Annotated in this window: 19 protein-coding genes and 1 tRNA gene; 10 read left to right on the top strand and 10 right to left on the bottom strand. The window is 67.6% G+C overall.

Going from position 1 to position 16791, the window contains the following annotated elements; all coding sequences use genetic code 11:
- The first annotated feature begins 209 nt into the window (after nt 1-209).
- Nucleotides 210-281 (top strand) — tRNA-Arg (locus tag ABIB54_RS07610).
- A gap of 42 nt (nt 282-323) precedes the next feature.
- Here the strand turns inward: ABIB54_RS07610 and ABIB54_RS07615 are convergent.
- From ABIB54_RS07615 to ABIB54_RS07625, 3 genes are all read right to left on the bottom strand, one after another.
- Entirely contained in the window at nt 324-1679 is a 1356-nt protein-coding gene (locus ABIB54_RS07615; protein WP_354574913.1) for a hypothetical protein, read from the bottom strand.
- A 107-nt stretch (nt 1680-1786) separates the two neighbouring features.
- On the bottom strand, nt 1787-2032 hold the full coding sequence (locus ABIB54_RS07620) for a hypothetical protein (RefSeq protein WP_185201030.1): 246 nt from the start codon (nt 2030-2032) through the stop codon (nt 1787-1789).
- A 97-nt stretch (nt 2033-2129) separates the two neighbouring features.
- The gene (locus ABIB54_RS07625) at nt 2130-3137 is read right to left on the bottom strand and encodes an aldo/keto reductase (protein ID WP_354574914.1); all 1008 of its coding nucleotides are present in this window, start codon (nt 3135-3137) and stop codon (nt 2130-2132) included.
- 109 nt (nt 3138-3246) lie between these two features.
- Here ABIB54_RS07625 and msrA point away from each other — a divergent pair, with 109 nt between their 5' ends.
- A complete protein-coding gene (msrA, locus tag ABIB54_RS07630; RefSeq protein WP_354574915.1) occupies nt 3247-3774 on the top strand; it encodes a peptide-methionine (S)-S-oxide reductase MsrA in 528 nt (175 codons plus the stop codon).
- A 3-nt stretch (nt 3775-3777) separates the two neighbouring features.
- On the opposite strand, the gene ABIB54_RS07635 is transcribed toward msrA, so the two are convergent.
- A complete protein-coding gene (locus ABIB54_RS07635; protein ID WP_354574916.1) occupies nt 3778-4827 on the bottom strand; it encodes an LLM class F420-dependent oxidoreductase in 1050 nt (349 codons plus the stop codon).
- A 115-nt stretch (nt 4828-4942) separates the two neighbouring features.
- Between ABIB54_RS07635 and ABIB54_RS07640 the strand changes: the two genes are divergently transcribed.
- The 3 genes from ABIB54_RS07640 (at nt 4943) to ABIB54_RS07650 (ending at nt 6147) form a co-directional block, all read left to right on the top strand.
- Nucleotides 4943-5182: a methyltransferase gene (locus ABIB54_RS07640; protein ID WP_354574917.1), complete on the top strand. Its 240-nt coding sequence runs from the start codon at nt 4943-4945 to the stop codon at nt 5180-5182.
- Nucleotides 5183-5270: 88 nt separating this feature from the next.
- Entirely contained in the window at nt 5271-5531 is a 261-nt protein-coding gene (locus ABIB54_RS07645) for a hypothetical protein (protein WP_185201025.1), read from the top strand.
- 67 nt (nt 5532-5598) lie between these two features.
- Nucleotides 5599-6147, top strand: coding sequence for a single-stranded DNA-binding protein (locus ABIB54_RS07650; protein ID WP_354574918.1), 549 nt, complete (start codon nt 5599-5601; stop codon nt 6145-6147).
- Here the strand turns inward: ABIB54_RS07650 and ABIB54_RS07655 are convergent.
- Both ABIB54_RS07655 and ABIB54_RS07660 read right to left on the bottom strand, forming a co-directional pair.
- A complete protein-coding gene (locus tag ABIB54_RS07655; RefSeq protein ID WP_354574919.1) occupies nt 6144-8159 on the bottom strand; it encodes an ATP-binding protein in 2016 nt (671 codons plus the stop codon). The two genes, ABIB54_RS07650 and ABIB54_RS07655, sit on opposite strands and share 4 nt — an antisense overlap.
- A 5-nt stretch (nt 8160-8164) precedes the next feature.
- Complete coding sequence (locus ABIB54_RS07660) at nt 8165-9772, bottom strand: carboxyl transferase domain-containing protein (RefSeq protein ID WP_354574920.1); 1608 nt, start codon at nt 9770-9772, stop codon at nt 8165-8167.
- A gap of 155 nt (nt 9773-9927) precedes the next feature.
- Between ABIB54_RS07660 and ABIB54_RS07665 the strand changes: the two genes are divergently transcribed.
- The 3 genes from ABIB54_RS07665 to ABIB54_RS07675 all read left to right on the top strand — a co-directional run bounded on the left by ABIB54_RS07665 (nt 9928) and on the right by ABIB54_RS07675 (nt 12946).
- Nucleotides 9928-10422 carry a DUF6993 domain-containing protein gene (locus ABIB54_RS07665; RefSeq protein WP_354574921.1) on the top strand — a complete coding sequence of 165 codons (495 nt, stop codon included), beginning with the start codon at nt 9928-9930 and terminating at the stop codon, nt 10420-10422.
- Between the two features lie 356 nt (nt 10423-10778).
- Entirely contained in the window at nt 10779-12461 is a 1683-nt protein-coding gene (gene ettA, locus ABIB54_RS07670; RefSeq protein WP_185201021.1) for an energy-dependent translational throttle protein EttA, read from the top strand.
- Nucleotides 12462-12466: 5 nt separating this feature from the next.
- Nucleotides 12467-12946 carry an acyl-CoA thioesterase gene (locus ABIB54_RS07675; RefSeq protein ID WP_354574922.1) on the top strand — a complete coding sequence of 160 codons (480 nt, stop codon included), beginning with the start codon at nt 12467-12469 and terminating at the stop codon, nt 12944-12946.
- Nucleotides 12947-12966: 20 nt separating this feature from the next.
- On the opposite strand, the gene ABIB54_RS07680 is transcribed toward ABIB54_RS07675, so the two are convergent.
- Nucleotides 12967-13473 carry a hypothetical protein gene (locus tag ABIB54_RS07680; RefSeq protein ID WP_354574923.1) on the bottom strand — a complete coding sequence of 169 codons (507 nt, stop codon included), beginning with the start codon at nt 13471-13473 and terminating at the stop codon, nt 12967-12969.
- Nucleotides 13473-13925, bottom strand: a complete 453-nt coding sequence (locus tag ABIB54_RS07685) for a Rieske (2Fe-2S) protein (protein WP_354574924.1) — start codon at nt 13923-13925, stop codon at nt 13473-13475. Before ABIB54_RS07685 ends, ABIB54_RS07680 begins: the two co-directional genes overlap by 1 nt.
- Nucleotides 13926-14159: 234 nt before the next feature.
- On the opposite strand from ABIB54_RS07685, the gene ABIB54_RS07690 reads away from it, so the two are divergent.
- Entirely contained in the window at nt 14160-14678 is a 519-nt protein-coding gene (locus ABIB54_RS07690; protein WP_354574925.1) for a hypothetical protein, read from the top strand.
- Between the two features lie 6 nt (nt 14679-14684).
- Here the strand turns inward: ABIB54_RS07690 and ABIB54_RS07695 are convergent, their stop codons facing one another.
- Nucleotides 14685-15557 carry an acyl-CoA thioesterase gene (locus ABIB54_RS07695; RefSeq protein WP_354574926.1) on the bottom strand — a complete coding sequence of 291 codons (873 nt, stop codon included), beginning with the start codon at nt 15555-15557 and terminating at the stop codon, nt 14685-14687.
- 69 nt (nt 15558-15626) lie between these two features.
- On the opposite strand from ABIB54_RS07695, the gene ABIB54_RS07700 reads away from it, so the two are divergent.
- Nucleotides 15627-16319, top strand: coding sequence for a DUF8185 domain-containing protein (locus ABIB54_RS07700; RefSeq protein ID WP_354574927.1), 693 nt, complete (start codon nt 15627-15629; stop codon nt 16317-16319).
- A gap of 42 nt (nt 16320-16361) precedes the next feature.
- Here the strand turns inward: ABIB54_RS07700 and ABIB54_RS07705 are convergent, their stop codons facing one another.
- Entirely contained in the window at nt 16362-16781 is a 420-nt protein-coding gene (locus tag ABIB54_RS07705; protein ID WP_354574928.1) for a nitroreductase/quinone reductase family protein, read from the bottom strand.
- Nucleotides 16782-16791 lie beyond the last annotated feature (10 nt).

A 16791-nucleotide genomic window follows, 5' to 3' on the forward strand; every position in this document is an offset into this window, starting at 1 on the left:
CTCGATGGCTCATTCCGGGGATGGCCGCTCGCACGGTTCTGTGCCCGCCCCTAGCGATATCCGTCCGGCAGGTCCAGACTCGGTGACCAGAGGACTGCAGCGCTGCGGACATTGCCTCAGACCCGTCGGGCAAGGGTCAGGCGAGAACTGGTGCGCGGCGCTGCAGCGACGGGCGACGCACGACCGCGTAGTAATCTGGGGACCGTCCTCCCCCCGTAGCTCAGCGGAAGAGCGTGTGGTTTCTACCCACTTGGCCGGGGGTTCGAATCCCTCCGGGGGGACCCAGCGTGAGTGCGTGCGTTGTTCTTCGGGCCCGATTCGGGTCAGCCGCGCCACTCGTCGTGCTGGTGCTCGTCGTGATGGTTCTCGTGGCTCTGGTGCTCGTCGTGCTGGTGCTCGTCGTGCTGGTGCTCGTCGTGATTGTTCTCGTGGTCACCATGATGGTCATCGTCGGAGCCGGAGTTCTGGTCCGCTCCAGAGTCGTGCGTCGCGTCCCCGTGCTCGGCATCCGACTCGACGAATTCACCGTCGATGATGTGCGATTCGGACGGGGAAGATTCGTTCTGCTCGGGCCGGGTGAGGTCGGGCTCCGTGTGCTCGGGCTCCGTGTGCTCTGGCGTGTTGCTCTGCGACTCTGCGGCTCCCTGCGGCGGAATTCCCCCGAAGATGGATGCCTCAGAGACATCGTGCGAGGAGGTGTCAGCCGGCTCCACCAGAGGATGCGGCTCGTCGCTCACGGGCACGGTGGCCTGAGCGGGCACGGTGGCTTCTGGGGAGCTGAAAGTCGGTTCGATCGGGTCCGTCGCGGGCGCCTCGGGCGTGGCGGTGGCTCCGTCGACCCGAGCGGCGTCGACGGCTGGCGCTTCGGCAGGCGACGGAACTACCCCGCGAGGAGGATCGACCTCTGTCTCGATGGTGGCCGGGACGGGGGCAGCCGCGGCAGCGAGGCCGGCGGCAGTGACTCCGGCGGCAGCTCCGGCGGCAGCTCCGGCGGCAGCGGCGTTGGTGGCAGCGGCGCCAGTGGTGGCGGCCGCGGTGGACTCGACCAGCGGAGCCTGGATCGGCGCGGGCGACGGCGGCCGGGTGAACGGGGTCGTTGTGACGGTGGTGATCGGGCCCGTCTCCGTGACCTGCTGCGCGGCCCATTTCTGCTGCTGGTGCACGAGCTCCTGCTCACTCGCGGAGGAGTCATACGCCCAGGAGTCGAGGTCGTTTTTGAAGAGCTTCTTGGCGCGGTTCGGGCGTCCCTGCCATTCGATCAGGCGGTCGCGGAAGACGAGCAGGGACTGCTCGGCCTGGAAGCTGAACGAGATGGCGTTGCGCTTCATCCCCGCGATCTCGTGGCGCGACCAGTCGGCGGCGAGCGCGGTTCCCGCGATCGGCAGAAGGCGCAAGCGGATCTCGGCGTCGCCGATCAGGTGGTCGATGTGCTGCTGCTCGGGCGCCGGGAGGGTGTTCCAGACCGCCGCCTTACGGGCCGCGCTGATGAGAGCGGTGACCGCGGATGCCCGCACCTCCCGCTCGCTCAGCTCGATCACCTTGCGGGCCGACGCGCGACCGATCGCGGCAGCGACGATGCCCGCCACCACGATGGCGACGAACGGGATGACCGCCGTCGACACGATGCGCCACCCGTCGTCGGAGTTGAGCCATTCGAGAAAGTCGGTCCACCATTGCATGGACGAACTTTAACCCGGCCACAGGCGACATTCAGCAATCGCTCGTGGCGAGTCTCCAACTGGTCTCGGACCGGTTCACCCGCGGCGACAACGGGGGCGAGCGGGATTCAGAAGCCGAAACAATCCACCGCGTCATCCATGCTCCAGAATTCGCCCATCTCCACGAAGCGGCGCTGGCGCGCGATGAACCGTTTGGCGCGGAAACGGAGTCCCGCGCGAACGCGGAACTGCTCGACATAGCCGAGCACGTCGCCCGAGGGGCGCGTCACCCGCCAGAGCTCGTCGTGCAATTGCACGAGGTGGAGCCCGGGGCGGGTGACGGCCTGGGAGCCGGTGAAAGCGAGAGTGGTCATGCGCGTTCCTTCAGGTCTCGAGGGTGCCCTCGAGTGTCAGCCGGCCCGGTTGTCTGTGTGGTGTTCACCGTAGGTGGGGCCGCCGACATCCGCGCCGCTACCGGTCGCTCGTACCGTCCACCGCGAAGGGCTCGATCGCGGCGACCTCATCGTCGGTGAGCGGAGCGCTCGACAGCGCCGAGATGTTGTTCTCCAACTGGGCGACGCTCGACGCCCCGATGAGAGCCGAGGTCACCTGCGGATGGCGCAGCACCCAGGTCAGCGCGAGTTGCGCGAGGCTCTGGCCGCGGCCCTTCGCGATCTCGTTGAGCGCGTTCGCCCGCTCGAGGTACAGCTCGCTGATGTCGTCGGAGTTGATCCAGCGACCCTCGGCTGCCCGCGAATCCGCCGGGATGCCTCTGAGGTACCGGTCGGTGAGCATGCCCTGGGCGAGGGGCGAGAAGACGATGCTGCCCATGCCGAGCTCATCCAGAACCGGAAGGAGACCCTCGGTCTCGATGTGACGGTCGAACATGTTGAAGCGCGGCTGGTGGATGAGCAACGGGATCTTGTGCTCGGCGAGAGCTCTGTAGGCGGCGACGGTCTGCTCGGTGTTGTAGTTCGAGATGCCGGCGTAGAGCGCGCGACCAGAGGTGACGGCGGTAGCGAGCGCGCCCATCGTCTCCTCGATCGGGGTCTCCGGGTCGGGGCGGTGGGAGTAGAAGATGTCCACATAGTCGAGTCCCATCCGACCGAGGCTGGCGTCGAGCGAGGAGAGCATGTACTTGCGCGATCCCCACTCGCCGTAGGGACCGTCCCACATGTCGTAGCCGGCCTTGGTGGAGATGATGAGCTCGTCGCGGTGCGGGCGGAAGTCGTCGGCGAAGATGCGGCCGAAGTTGGTCTCGGCGCTTCCCGCGGGCGGTCCGTAGTTGTTCGCAAGGTCGAAGTGGGTGACGCCGAGATCGAAAGCACGGCGCAGGATGGCGCGCTGGGTCTCGATCGGGCGGTCGAAACCGAAATTGTTCCACAGTCCGAGAGAGACGGCGGGGAGCTTCAGGCCGCTACGCCCGACGCGGTGGTAGTCGATGGACTGGTAACGGTCTTCGTGTGCGACATAGGTCATGCTCCAAGCCTAGAGGCGGCTGTGAACGCGGAATTGCGGGGCGGCGGTGGATGTTGGATAGAGAGGCAGCGATGCTGCCATCCCCACCCACGGAAAGTAGGCTCCTCGCATGCACACATTCGTTCTCGCCGGTGGCTGTTTCTGGTGCCTCGACGCCGTCTATCGCACCCTCCGCGGTGTGAGTGACGTCGTCTCGGGTTACACCGGAGGCAGCACCAAGAACCCGGACTACGACGCCGTCTGCACCGGGATGACCGGTCACGCCGAGGCCGTCGCTGTCACCTTCGACCCGGAGATCATCCCCGCGGATGTCATCCTCGACGTCTTCTTCTCGCTGCACGACCCGCGCCAGCTCAACCGGCAGGGCAACGACGTCGGCACGCAGTACCGGTCCGCGATGTTCTATGCGGACGACGCGCAGAAGCTGCAGTTCGAGACGGCGCGCGACCGGGCATCCGAGTACTGGGATGGCGGCCTCGTCACCGAGATCTCGCCGCTCGGCACCTGGTACGAGGCCGAGAAGTACCACCAGGACTTCTTCGCGAAGAACCCGGGCCAGGGCTACTGCATGGCGGTCGCACTGCCCAAGGTCAACAAGATCCGCAAGTCCTTCGCGGAGTACGTGCTCGCGTCCTGATCGCTAGCCCAGGATGGCGCGGAGTGCCTCGATCTGCTCGATGCGCTCTGACCGCGAAGGCGCAAGCGGCTTCACCGAGATCGTCGTGACCCCGGAGGCGAGGAGCGCGTGCACGCGAGCGCGCACCTCGCCTTCGGTGCCGATGAGTGCCGTGCCCGAGACGAGCTGCTCCGGCAGGGCCGCCGCCGCCTCGGCTTTGCGGCCGGTGAGGTACAGCTCCTGAACCTTCGCCGCCTCGTCGTCGAAGCCGTACCCGACGGCGAGATCGTTGTAGAAATTCGCCCCCCGCGCACCCATTCCCCCGACGTAGAGCGCGACGTTCTGCCGGTACGCCTCCACGGCCCGGTCGGGATGGTCGCCGAGGTAGAAGGGCATCTGGGCCGTGACGTCGAGAGGCCCGAGATCGGGAGAGCGTCGAGCCCTTCCCTCCGCGAGGGCGGCGCCCCACGCGGCATCCGCCTTCTCCGGCAGGTAGAAGAGCGGAAGCCAGCCGTCCGCGATCTCGGCAGCCTGTGCAACGGCCTTCGGGGTGAGGGCGGCGATCGAGATCGGGATGGCCTCGCGCACCGGCTGGTTGATGATCTTGAGCGGCTTGCCGAGACCGCGGCCCTGGCTCGCGGGCAGCGGAATCGTGTAGTGCGCGCCGTGGAAGTCCAGGCGTTCGCGTCGCCAGATGGCGCGACAGATCTCGACGTTCTCGCGGATGCGGCCGAGGGGCGCGCTGAACGGCACGCCGTGGAATCCCTCGATCACCTGGGCTCCGGAGGACCCGATCCCCAGTTCGAACCGGCCGCGGGAGACCGAATCGAGTCCCGCAGCCGTCATCGCGAGCAGCGCGGGCGTGCGGGAGAAGATCGGCAGGATTCCGGAGGCGAGGGTCATGGTCGAGGTGATCGCGGCGAGGTACCCGAGCTGGCTCACCGCGTCGAAGGAGTAGGCCTCCGCCACTGTGACGAGGTCAACCCCGACCCGCTCGAATTCGGTGACCTCGGCCGCGTTGGTGGTGAAATCATCGGCATAGTCGAAGACGACTCCGAGTCGGGTGGAGGGCATCGGTGGTCTCCCAGAGTTCATGAAATTGACAGTTCGCGCATCGTGACGTTCGCGGCACGCAGACTTAGGCTATTCCTGCCGACATGGATCGGCAGATGTGAACAAAAGGAGCTCAATGATGAGCAACACAATGCAGTCAACATCCGATTCCCACATCCTGACGGGCAACCGCTGGGTGGCGATGGGCCCGGCCGGCGCGGTGGGGTCCGTGCACAGCGTCGAGGGTGGCTTCACGTTCAAACTGATGACGGATGCCGGCTACCGCGGCATCTATCCGACACTGGATGTCGCCAAGAGCGCGCTCTACGCGAGCCTGCTCCCAGGCTCGGAGTGGCCGGAGTTCCGAGAGCACTGAGCACTCGGTAATTTCCTGTTGGCGTGTCGCGCCGCGGTCACTTACAGTCGACTATCGAACAAAGTTTCGAATGTCGGAGGTGGGAAAGATGACGCTGGTTGGCGCGACCGTGACTGTGTGGACCGGAGCCGAGGGCATTCCGGAGCAATTCGTGTGGGCTGGCAGCCGTTTTCGCGTGACGGACACTCCCACTCCTCTCGATGTCGACTACGCGGCCATCACCCATCCCGGCGCTATGCCGCTCGGGTGGCGTTTCCAGGGCACCTCCGACAGCGGGGATTGCCGCATGTTCGACGTGCTCTACGACGCGGCCCGGGGAGAATGGCAGCTCCTCCACACCTACCTCTGAGGCCGGATTCTCCCCGTGCCCGGGGGGATGAGTCGGCCGGGGTTCGATACCGGACCACACTTGCCGCATGACCGACACCATCACACTCACCGGCTTTGTGGCCACCGTCCCGAATCACCTCGTCACCGGCGAGGGGCTTCCCATCACCAGCTTCCGGCTGGCCTCCACTCAGCGTCGTTTCGACCGCTCCCGCAACCTGTGGGTCGACAACGGCACCAACTGGTACACCGTCACGTCGTTCCGGCAGCTCGCGCTCAATGCCAACAGCTCGATCAAGAAGGGCGAGCGGGTGATCGTCACCGGCCGCCTTCGCATCCGGGACTGGGCCGCCGGTGACAAAGCGGGCACGTCCATCGAAATCGATGCGGATTCGATCGGTCACGACCTCACCTGGGGCACGGCGTCGTTCACCCGCGGCCTGTCGGGCGCCTCCGTCGATTCCTCCACGCGGGCGGAGGCGGGCTCTGCGGCACCCGATCCGTCCGCCGCAACCGGTGCGGTCTCCCTCGACAACGGCTGGCCGACCGCGACCCCGGGCGCTCCTGAGGAGGCGGAGACGCACGATGTCGATGATCTGGTCGGCGCAGCGGTGCCGGGCACGGAGGCGCCGTTCTAAGCGCCCTCAACCGCGACGTGCGGCACGACCGTCGCCAGCAGTTGGTCGCGCGCGACCTGGGTCCCGACCGTGGCCTGCAACTCGACCCGTCCGGCGGTCGTCGCCCGCAGAACGTGCTCCATTTTCATGGCCTCCACGACGATGATGGCCGCACCCTCCTCGACGAGGTCGCCGTCGTTCACCGTGATCGCCACCACGGCACCGGGCATCGGAGAGCGCAGTTCGGGCACGGCTATCGTGTCGGCGGCAGCGCGTGGAGCCGTCGACACCCGGCGGACTGTCCACGACCGGCCGTCTTCGACGAGGGAGAGAAGGTCATCGCAGAGGGACCAGTGCGATTCGACCGACCGGCCTCCGATGGTCGTGCGGGTGACCGGGCCGTCCGCCGCTTCGGTGAGTCGGACGACCGCGGGGAGCGGGGGCTGTTCGTTCACGCTCACCGAGGCCAGCTGGGGCGTGCCCCACACCGCGACAACCTGCTCGGCCTCTCTGCCCGAAACCCGGAGGCGGAAGACGGTCGGAGCGTGAGCGCCGATCCTCCATCCGTCCCTGGCCTGCCACGGCGACTCCGGGGCCTCATGGCCGGCCACCGCGAACAGGATGAGGGCGGCGCGCGCGAGCAACCCGTCGTCGACGGTGGCGAAGTCGAGGGTGGCGAGACGGCGGCCGATGAGTTCCGTGTCGAGTCGCCCCGCCGCGACATCCGCGTCCGCGAGCAGCAGCCCGAGGAACTCGATGTTGGTGGTGACGCCGACGATCGCCGTCTGCCGCAGCGCGCCACGCAGGCGAGCAATGGCACCGGCACGGTCGGGAGCCCACGCGATCACCTTCGACAGCATCGGATCGTAGTCCGCCGACACCTCGAGTCCCTCGATGAGGGAGCTGTCCACCCGGATGCCCTCGCCGCGCGCTTCGCGCAGCCCGACTACCCGGCCGCCCGAGGGGAGGAACCCGTTCTGCGGGTCTTCCGCGTAGACACGCGCCTCGATCGCGTGCCCGGTGAGGCGCACCTCCGCCTGGCCGAAGTCGAGGGGGTCACCGGCCGCGATGCGCAGCTGCCATTCGACCAGGTCGAGACCGGTCACCAGCTCCGTCACCGGGTGCTCCACCTGCAGCCGGGTGTTCATCTCCATGAAGAAGAACTCCTCCGGCGCGTCCGCGGAGACGATGAACTCCACAGTGCCGGCACCCCGATAGCCGACACTGCGGGCCGTCTCACAGGCGGCCTCGCCGATCCGTGCGCGAGTCGCCTCGTCAAGGAGGGGGGAGGGAGCCTCCTCGATCACCTTCTGGTGGCGCCGCTGCAGCGAGCACTCGCGCTCGCCGAGGTGCACCGTCGTGCCCTCGTTGTCGGCGAGCACCTGCACCTCGATGTGGCGCGGGCGCGAGACGAATCGCTCGATGAAGATCGTGTCGTCGCCGAAGGACGACAGGGCCTCGCGTCGGGCCGACGCGATCGCCTCGTGCAGTTGCTCCGGGCCGTCGACCACATGCATGCCCTTGCCGCCGCCGCCGGCGGAGGGCTTCACCAAGAGCGGGAATCCCACCCCGATCGCCGCCGCGGCGAGCTCTGAGTCGCTGAGGTCGGGGTCCGCGACACCGGGAACCACCGGCACTCCCCGGCCGGCGACCTGCTTCTTGGCGCGGATCTTGTCGCCCATCACCGCAAGGGCCTCCACGCCCGGACCGATGAAGACGAGGCCGGAGCTGGTGCAGGCCTCGGCGAAGTCCGCATTTTCGGCGAGGAATCCATAGCCGGGGTGAACCGCTCCGGCTCCGGTGTCGAGGGCGGCCTTGATGATCCTGGGGATGTTCAGGTAGCTGTCGGCCGCGCTGGCCGTGCCGATGCGCACGGCGACATCCGCCAGCGAGACGTGCAGGGCCCCGGCATCCGCGTCACTGTAGACGGCGACCGAGCGGATACCGAGCGAACGCAGCGTGCGGATGATGCGGCAGGCGATCTCGCCGCGATTGGCAACGAGCACGGTGTCGAACATGGCGTGTGAAGGCATCCGGGTCACATCCGAAAGACGCCGTAGGAGACGTCGTCAAGGGGGGCGTGCGAGCACACCTCGAGGGCGAGGCCGACGACGGTGCGGGTGTCGGCCGGGTCGATGATGCCGTCGTCCCAGAGACGGGCCGTGGAGTAATAGGGGTTGCCCTGTCGTTCGTATTGCTCCGTGATGGGGGCGCGGAAGGCCGCATCCTCCTCCTCGGTCCAGGTCGCCCCGCTCGATTCCGCCTGCTCGCGACGGATGGTGGCGAGCACAGAGGCCGCCTGCGGGCCGCCCATCACCGAGATGCGACTCGCCGGCCACATCCAGAGGAATCGCGGGGAGAAGGCGCGGCCGGCCATGGAGTAATTGCCCGCGCCGAATGATCCGCCGACCACCACCGTCAGTTTCGGAACCCGGGCGCACGCGACAGCGGTGACCATCTTCGCCCCGTGTTTGGCGATGCCCCCGGCCTCGTATTCGCGCCCGACCATGAAGCCGGTGATGTTCTGAAGGAACAGCAGGGGGATCTTGCGTTGGTCGCACAGCTCGATGAAGTGCGCGCCCTTCTGGGCCGACTCGCTGAACAGCACCCCGTTGTTGGCGACGATGCCCACCGGATGGCCGTGGATGTGAGCGAATCCGGTGACGAGGGTCTCGCCGTAGTTCTTCTTGAACTCGTGGAATTCGCTGCCGTCGACGACTCTCGCAATGATCTCGCGCGCGTCGTAGGGCGACTGCAGGTTCGTCGGCACGACCCCATAGAGCTCGAGCGGGTCGACCGACGGTGGGAGTGGATCGCGCAGATCGTAGGGGCGGGGTGCGGCGGGCGGAAGGGTACCGACGATGTCCCGCACGATTTCGAGCGCATGCTGGTCGTTGTCGGCGAGATGGTCCACCACGCCGGAGAGGCGGGCGTGGGTGTCTCCGCCGCCGAGGTCCTCCGCCGTGACGACCTCGCCGGTGGCCGCCCTCACGAGCGGAGGTCCGCCGAGGAAGATCGTGCCCTGGCTCCGCACGATCACGGTCTCGTCGCTCATCGCGGGCACATAGGCGCCGCCGGCGGTGCTCGAGCCGAGCACCGCGGCGATCTGGGGGATGCCGCGGGACGACATCCGCGCCTGGTTATAGAAGATGCGGCCGAAGTCGTCGCGGTCGGGGAAGACTTCGTCCTGGCGAGGCAGGAAGGCGCCGCCGGAGTCGACGAGGTAGATGCAGGGAAGCCGGTTCTGCGCCGCGATCTCCTGGGCCCGGAGATGTTTCTTCACCGTGAGCGGGTAGTAGGTGCCGCCCTTCACCGTTGCGTCGTTGCAGACGATCATGCAGTGTCGACCGTTGACAAGGCCGATGCCGGTGACCATGCCGGCCGAGGGCGCTTCGTCGTCGTACAGTCCCCAGGCGGCGAGCGGTGCGATCTCGAGAAAGGGGCTTCCGGGGTCGAGGAGGTAGTCGATCCGATCCCGAGGCAGCAGCTTTCCGCGGCCGGTGTGGCGCTCGCGCGCCCGCTCGGATCCGCCACGGGATGCTTCGGCCAGCCTGGCCCGCAATTCCGCCGCCAGCGCGCCCTGGGCTGCCGCATTCGCCTGGAACTCGGCACTCGCCGGTCGTGCAGTGCTGGACAGAGTCTCCATCGACCATTCCGTTTCAGTTAGCGGACGCTAATTGAAACAGGTTAGTGGCGACTAACTGGAAAGTCGAGCGCAGGGGTGTCGATGGTGGCAGAAGCGGACGAATTAGAATCGCGACGGGGGATCGGCCCCGCACAGCGACTGGGGAGGTCGACCGGATGTCAGCCAGGGGCCGCCTACTGCTCGCCGCACCGGTGCTCGTGCTGGCCGCCGCCCTCGCGGGGTGCTCGTCCGCAGCGCCCGCGCCATCCGCCGTGGCGTCATCGGCCACCGCGCCACCATCGGCCACCGCGAGCCCGGGCCGCTCGGCGGCGCCCGCACCGGCGCCGAGCTACCGGCCCGACGGCACCGCGCAGGCGAACAAGGCCTGGTTCGATGCGGTCAACACGAAGCTCTTCGCGGCGAACGCCGGAGCGAACGGGCGGGCGATCATCGACTCGCTGGTCTCCGCGGGCTTCGACAAGGCAGCGATGCAGGTGACACCCGACAAGACGTCGATCAACGGGGGAGTCGACTCCATCCTCTTCTCGGTGAAGATCGGCGACTCCTGCCTGCTCGGCCAGCACGGCGGGGGCGGGTACAGCAGTGCGGTCGAAAAGGCACTGGGGAGCGGGCTCTGCCTCATCGGCAAGACCCGCACGATCGACTGGTAGCGAGCCGGCCCGCAGCCGTCTGGTGGTCGCGAGTTGCGCGGTCGCGGAGGCGCGTTCGGAGTCTCCGGGCGGAGATCCCCGCGACACGCCGTCTGCAGGGCGTCGCGCCCGGCGTGTCGTCGCATGATCCGCTGTCGGCCACGCCCGGGCGGACCCGCGGACCCGCGGACCCGCGGCTCCCGGCATCGAATGGCGGTGTTCGAAAGGCTGTCCTGACCCGCGAACGTGATCGGTGGGACACACCCGATCGGCCGGCAGCGCGGCACGAAACATCCGGCCCAAAACGGGCGGGCCGAGCTGAGCGGATGATTCTCGGGCGGTTCGGGTGGCGCAGGACAGCCACCTAAACTTGGCGCATGGCCGAATTCATTTACTCGATGGTCCGCGCCCGCAAAGCGGTTGGCGACAAGCTCATCCTCGACGATGTCACGATGTCGTTCTTCCCCGGCGCCAAGATCGGCGTCGTCGGGCCGAACGGTGCGGGCAAGTCGACGATCCTCAAGATCATGGCGGGCCTCGATACCCCGTCCAACGGTGAAGCGCGACTGAGCCCCGGCTACAGCGTGGGCATCCTGATGCAGGAGCCGGAGCTCGACGAAACGAAGACCGTGCTCGAGAACGTGCAGGAGGGGGTCGGCGAGATCAAGGCGAAGGTCGACCGCTTCAACGAGGTCTCGGCCGCCATGGCGGACCCGGATGCCGACTTCGACTCGCTGCTCGCCGAGATGGGCGTTCTGCAGGAGGCCATCGATGCCGCCGACGCGTGGGACCTCGACTCCCAGCTCGAGCAGGCGATGGATGCCTTGCGCACACCTCCCGGGGATGCCACCGTCGCGAACCTGTCCGGTGGTGAGAAGCGCCGCGTCGCGCTCACCAAGCTGCTGCTGCAGAAGCCGGACCTGTTGCTTCTCGACGAGCCCACCAACCACCTCGATGCCGAGAGCGTCTTGTGGCTCGAGCAGCACCTCGCCCAGTACCACGGCGCCGTCCTCGCCGTCACTCACGACCGGTACTTCCTCGACCACGTGGCCGAATGGATCGCCGAGGTCGACCGCGGCCACCTCTACCCCTACGAGGGCAACTACTCGACCTATCTCGAGAAGAAGGGTGCTCGCCTCGAAGTGCAGGGCAAGAAGGACGCCAAGCTCGCGAAGCGCCTGTCGAGCGAGCTTGAGTGGGTGCGCAGCAACGCCAAGGGCCGTCAGGTCAAGTCGAAGGCACGCCTGGCACGCTACGAAGAGATGGCGAGTGAGGCCGAGAAGACCCGCAAGCTCGATTTCGAAGAGCTGGTCATCCCGATCGGCCCGCGTCTCGGCGCCCAAGTGATCGACGCGAAGCGACTCGAGAAGGGCTTTGACGGCCGGGTGCTCATCGACGGCCTGAGCTTCACCCTTCCCCGCAACGGTATCGTCGGCGTCATCGGCCCGAATGGGGTGGGAAAGACCACGCTGTTCAAGACCATCACCGGGCTCGAGTCCCTCGACGGCGGTGACCTGAAGATCGGCGACACCGTCGACATCTCCTACGTCGACCAGGATCGCGGCGGCATCGACCCGACGAAGACGCTGTGGGAGGTCGTGTCCGACGGGCAGGACTACATCCAGGTGGGCAAGACCGAGATCCCGAGCCGCGGCTACGTCTCGCAGTTCGGCTTCAAGGGCCCCGACCAGCAGAAGAAGGCCGGTGTGCTCTCCGGTGGAGAGCGCAACCGCCTCAACCTCGCCCTCACGCTCAAGCAGGGCGGCAACCTGCTGCTGCTCGACGAGCCGACGAACGACCTGGACGTCGAGACACTGGGCAGCCTCGAGAACGCGCTGCTCGAGTTTCCCGGCTGCGCCGTGGTCATCACTCACGATCGGTGGTTCCTCGACCGCATCGCGACCCACATCCTCGCCTACGAGGGTACGGAAGAGAATCCGGGCAACTGGCACTGGTTCGAGGGCAACTTCGAATCCTACGAAGAGAACAAGATCGCGCGACTCGGACCGGATGCGGCGAAGCCGAACCGCTCCGCGTACCGCAAACTCACCCGGGACTGACGCCCGTGACGCGGCTGCACATCCCGACGGTGCTGCGCTGGGGCGACCTCGACGCGTACGGGCACGTGAACAACGTCGAGATCCTGCGGCTGCTCGAAGAGGCACGCGTTCAGGCACTGTGGATGCCCGATGACGAGGCGGAGCGCCCGGGCACGCCGCCGAGCGCGGTGCTGGATGCCCGGCTCGGGTCGCCGACGCTGAGCATCATCGCGCGCACCGAGATCGAGTATCTCGCGACCATCGACTACCGTCGCAGCCCCCTCGACATCCAGGTCTGGATCGGACGTCTCGGCGGGGCGGATATCGACGTCTGCTACGAGGTCCGGTCGCCGATCGGCGCCGAACCCGCCGAACTGTATGCCCGGGCCACCACCCGGGTGGTGCTGTGCGACTCGCAGACGATGAGCCCACGACGACTCTCCGCCGAGGAACGAGCGGCCTGGAAGCCCTACGTCGAGGACCCTCTGGTCTTCAGCAGACGCTGAGGTCTGCGGCGGATAGCGCGCTATTTCGGGTTCTGGGTGAACGAACCCGTCCAGATCGCCCGCACGCCGGACTCGCCGATCTGCACCACCGTGACCACCGAGCCGACGGCGAGCACGACGACGATGACCGCGAGTGCGACGGTGATGACGAGTCGCGCGGTCTTGCCGGGGACCCGGGCGGCGAACTTCGCATCCGGTGCCGTGACGAAGCGGAACCAGAACCACTGGATCGCGGCGAAGAGGAAGGTCGCGGCGGCCCACGGAAGCAGGGTCTTGCCGATCGCCGCATGGGCCGCGACGAGATCGGTTCGCCCCACTCGAGCCTGCAGCCACTCACCGGCTTCCGTGGTGATCGGCACGGAGATCAACGCCGCGAGAGCGATGATCGGCGTCACGACACCGAGCCGGCGGCGGGCGGCGGGCCAGAATGCGGTCAGGACCGTGCAGAGGGCCGCAAGGGGCACCACGATGACCACGAAGTGCACGAGCAGCACATGGACGGGCAGCCCGTTGAATTCGAAGTCCATCAGGCGGTGACCACCGAATCCCCGGAGACCGTGACCGAGACCGGGGTGAGGCCGGTCTGCGCGGGACCGTTGAGCACGGCACCGGTCTCCGCGTTGAACTGGGACCCGTGGCAGGGGCAGTCGAACTCCTTCGCCGCAGCACCCACCGTGCAGCCCTGATGAGGACAGATCGCGCTGAAGCACTTCACGGTGCCCGCGGTGGGCTGGGAGAGAAGCACCGGCGCATCCCCGATCGTGGCCGATTTCGTGCCGCCGACGGGGATGTCGGCCACCTTCGCCACCTCGGTGCCGGCAGCGACCTGGGGCGCCTGGGGTGCGGAACCGGGACCGCCGGCGGTTCCGCCGGGGGCGGGAGAACTGCAGGCCGCAAGTGCGAGAGCGCCCGCTCCGACGACGGTGGCGCTGCCCGCGCTGATCAGGGCGCGACGGGTGAGAGACGGTGATGCAGTCATGGGCTGATTCCTCCGGGGGATGAGTGGAGAGCGACGAGAAAAGCCTCCCACCTGAACGCTCGGGCGCGAGCGCGATTCGGGTCGATTCGGCTGGGAATGAACCGAGAGGGCGCAGACTTCGGTGTGAGCGGCATGACTGCGCCGACCGCCCGCCGAATGCGCGCACGCTGCTCGCGGGCGGGCCGCGACGCCGCCAGCGACATCCGGCTCAGGTCGGGAAGGCATACTGGCAACATGACCGATGCGGATGGGATCAGCCCCGGCCTGAAGGAGATGCTCGCGGCGACGATCGCCAGGCTCGAGGGCATGGCCATCGGCGACGAGGCGATCGCCACCCTGCGTCCGGCACGTCGCATCGGCTTCATCCCGCGGCCGGCCGTGATGGATGGCGTGGGGCGCGCCTGGCGGCTCGGCGTGCTGCTCCTCGACCGGGACTGCCGGCTGTTCGCCGTCGGGGGAATCACCCGCGCCATCGAACTGACCCACGAGACCGTGTATATGAACGCCGAAGCGCTGCATCGCCGGGAGCTTCGGGTCGCCGCAACCCGCGGTGGTTTCGCGCTCGGCGACACCGTGAACTTCGACGTGACGGAGATCGCCCTGGATGCCGCGAGCCTGCGGGCCGAGTCCGGACCGCTGTCGCTGCGCGGTGACACCGTCATGGTGCGGTGGGTGGCAGGCGAAGGCGACCAGGGCCTTGCGAACCTCGAGTCCTATCTCGCGGAACGCACGAGCATCCTCGCCGGGGACTGAGAGGCCTCAGTCCCGTCGCGGCACCCGCACCATGCCTTCCTGGGCGACGCTCGCGAGAAGTGCGCCGTCGCGGCTGAAGATGCGCCCGAGCGAGAGTCCGCGACCGCCGGTGGCGTTGGGGGACTCCTGCACGTAGAGCATCCACTCGTCCACCCGTCCGAAGCGGTGGAACCACATCGCGTGGTCGAGACTGGCCGCCTTCAGACCGGGAGTCGACCAGGCGACTCCGTGACGACGGAAGATGGGTTCGAGGATCGAATAGTCGCTCGCGTAGGCGAGAGCGGCGCGATGGAGGTCGGGGTCATCCGGTAGTCGGCCGGTGGCCTTCAGCCACACGGCCTGGTGGGCCACATGGGGACCGTCGACGGTGAGGAATACGGGGGAGGGCACGTGGCGCATGTCGAACGGGCGGCCCTCGGCCCACTGCTTGGCGATCGGATGGTCCACGGCCCCGAGCACCTCGGCCGCGGTCGGCAGGTCCTCCGGCTGCGGCAGGTCTGTCGGCATCTCGACCTGATGTTCGAGGCCGTCATCGGAATCCTGGAACGACGCGATCATCGAGAGGATCGGCAGCCCGCCCTGGTAGGCCTGAGTGCGTCGCGTCGAGAACGATCGACCGTCGTGGATGCGGTCGACCGAGAAGGTGATGGGCAGCTCGACGTTGCCCGGCCGAAGGAAGTAGCCGTGAAGCGAGTGCACGGTGCGCCCCTCAGCGAGGGTGCGCTGTGCGGCCACCAGCGACTGGGCGAGCACCTGACCGCCGAAGACGCGGCCGAGGGCCGACCACTGGCTCTTGCCGATAAAGATGTCTTCACTCGTGCGCGCGCGGGTATCGGTGAGATCGAGCGCCGAGAGCAGGTCGACGAGTGGGTCGGTCATGGTCTTCTCCCGTGGTCCGGCGGTGACGGGGCAGCGAGATCCCCGGCGCTCCTATAGTTTAGAGAGCAGATGAGCCACACATTTTCCCTCGTTGACTCCCTCTCCCTCGGCGACCTGCAGGTATTCCTCAGTCGTGCCCAGCGCGTGGAGGATGGTTCGGTGCGCCTGATTGCGGGGCAGGGCGTGCTCGCGGTCTATGTCGCGATACTCGTGCCGGCCGGGCTGCTCGACGAGAGCCCGACGGTGCTCGGACTGCGCACCTTCGCCCTGAGCGCGCCGGATGACGCGGCGCCGGACTCCTTCGACGCGGTGGTGCCGGTGCGGTCGCTGCTCGAACGACTCAATCGGCTTCAGGGAGAGATCGTCGATCCGACCGCTCCCGTCACCATGAACCTGCCCATGCAGGTGAATACCGTCACCTGGGCCGCGATCTCGCCGCCCCGGGGCGGGTGGAAAGCCCTCGAGTCGGTGGAGGCATCCGTGCTCGAGGCCGTTGCGAAATCGGGCATCGACGAGGTCGCCGCCGCGATTCCGACCGGCACCGGCGAGCAGATCGTGCAGCGGGTGCGCTCAGAGGTCTGGGGTCACCCGATCCCCGGATTCGAATACGTCCCGGCCGGAGCGGCATTCGCCGGGCTCTCCCTCGGCTTCCTCGGCGGGTCGGCCCCCGTGAAGATCTACGAGACCGGTCCCTGGACCCGACTCACCTCCGACCGTGGTCACGTGCTGGTCAAGCGCCGCGCCTGGAGCCTGCAGCGCTGATCGCCCGACGCGCCCGGAGTGACACGCGCGGACTAGACCCGCTCAGCCCGCTCGAGTGAGGGCGACGATCGGGATGATCCGATCCGTCTTCAGTTGGTATTCGGCGAAACCGGGGTTCGTGCTGCTGAACTTCGCGTAGAGGCGTTCGCGCAGTTCTCCCGTGACCTGCTCCGCTGTGGCGGTGTAGCTCTCGATCCCGTCGTCGGTCGCCGCCTCCACAGAGACCGTCGGATGTGCGACGAGGTTGTGGAACCAGGCCGGATTGGTCGGGGAGCCCGCCTTTGACGCGATCACGTATCTCGTGTCGCCCTCGGCGAAATACATCATGGGGGCGACGCGGCGTGTGCCGGACTTCGCGCCCGTCGTCGTGAGCAGCAGCAGGTGCGCTCCGGCGAATGGCCCGCCGACGACTCCGTCGTTGGCGTGGAACTCGGCGATGATCCGGTCGTTGAAATCAGTCATGCTGCCATTG

Origin of the sequence: Frigoribacterium sp. UYMn621, from assembly GCF_040549525.1 — a bacterium.
Classification (GTDB): domain Bacteria; phylum Actinomycetota; class Actinomycetes; order Actinomycetales; family Microbacteriaceae; genus Lacisediminihabitans.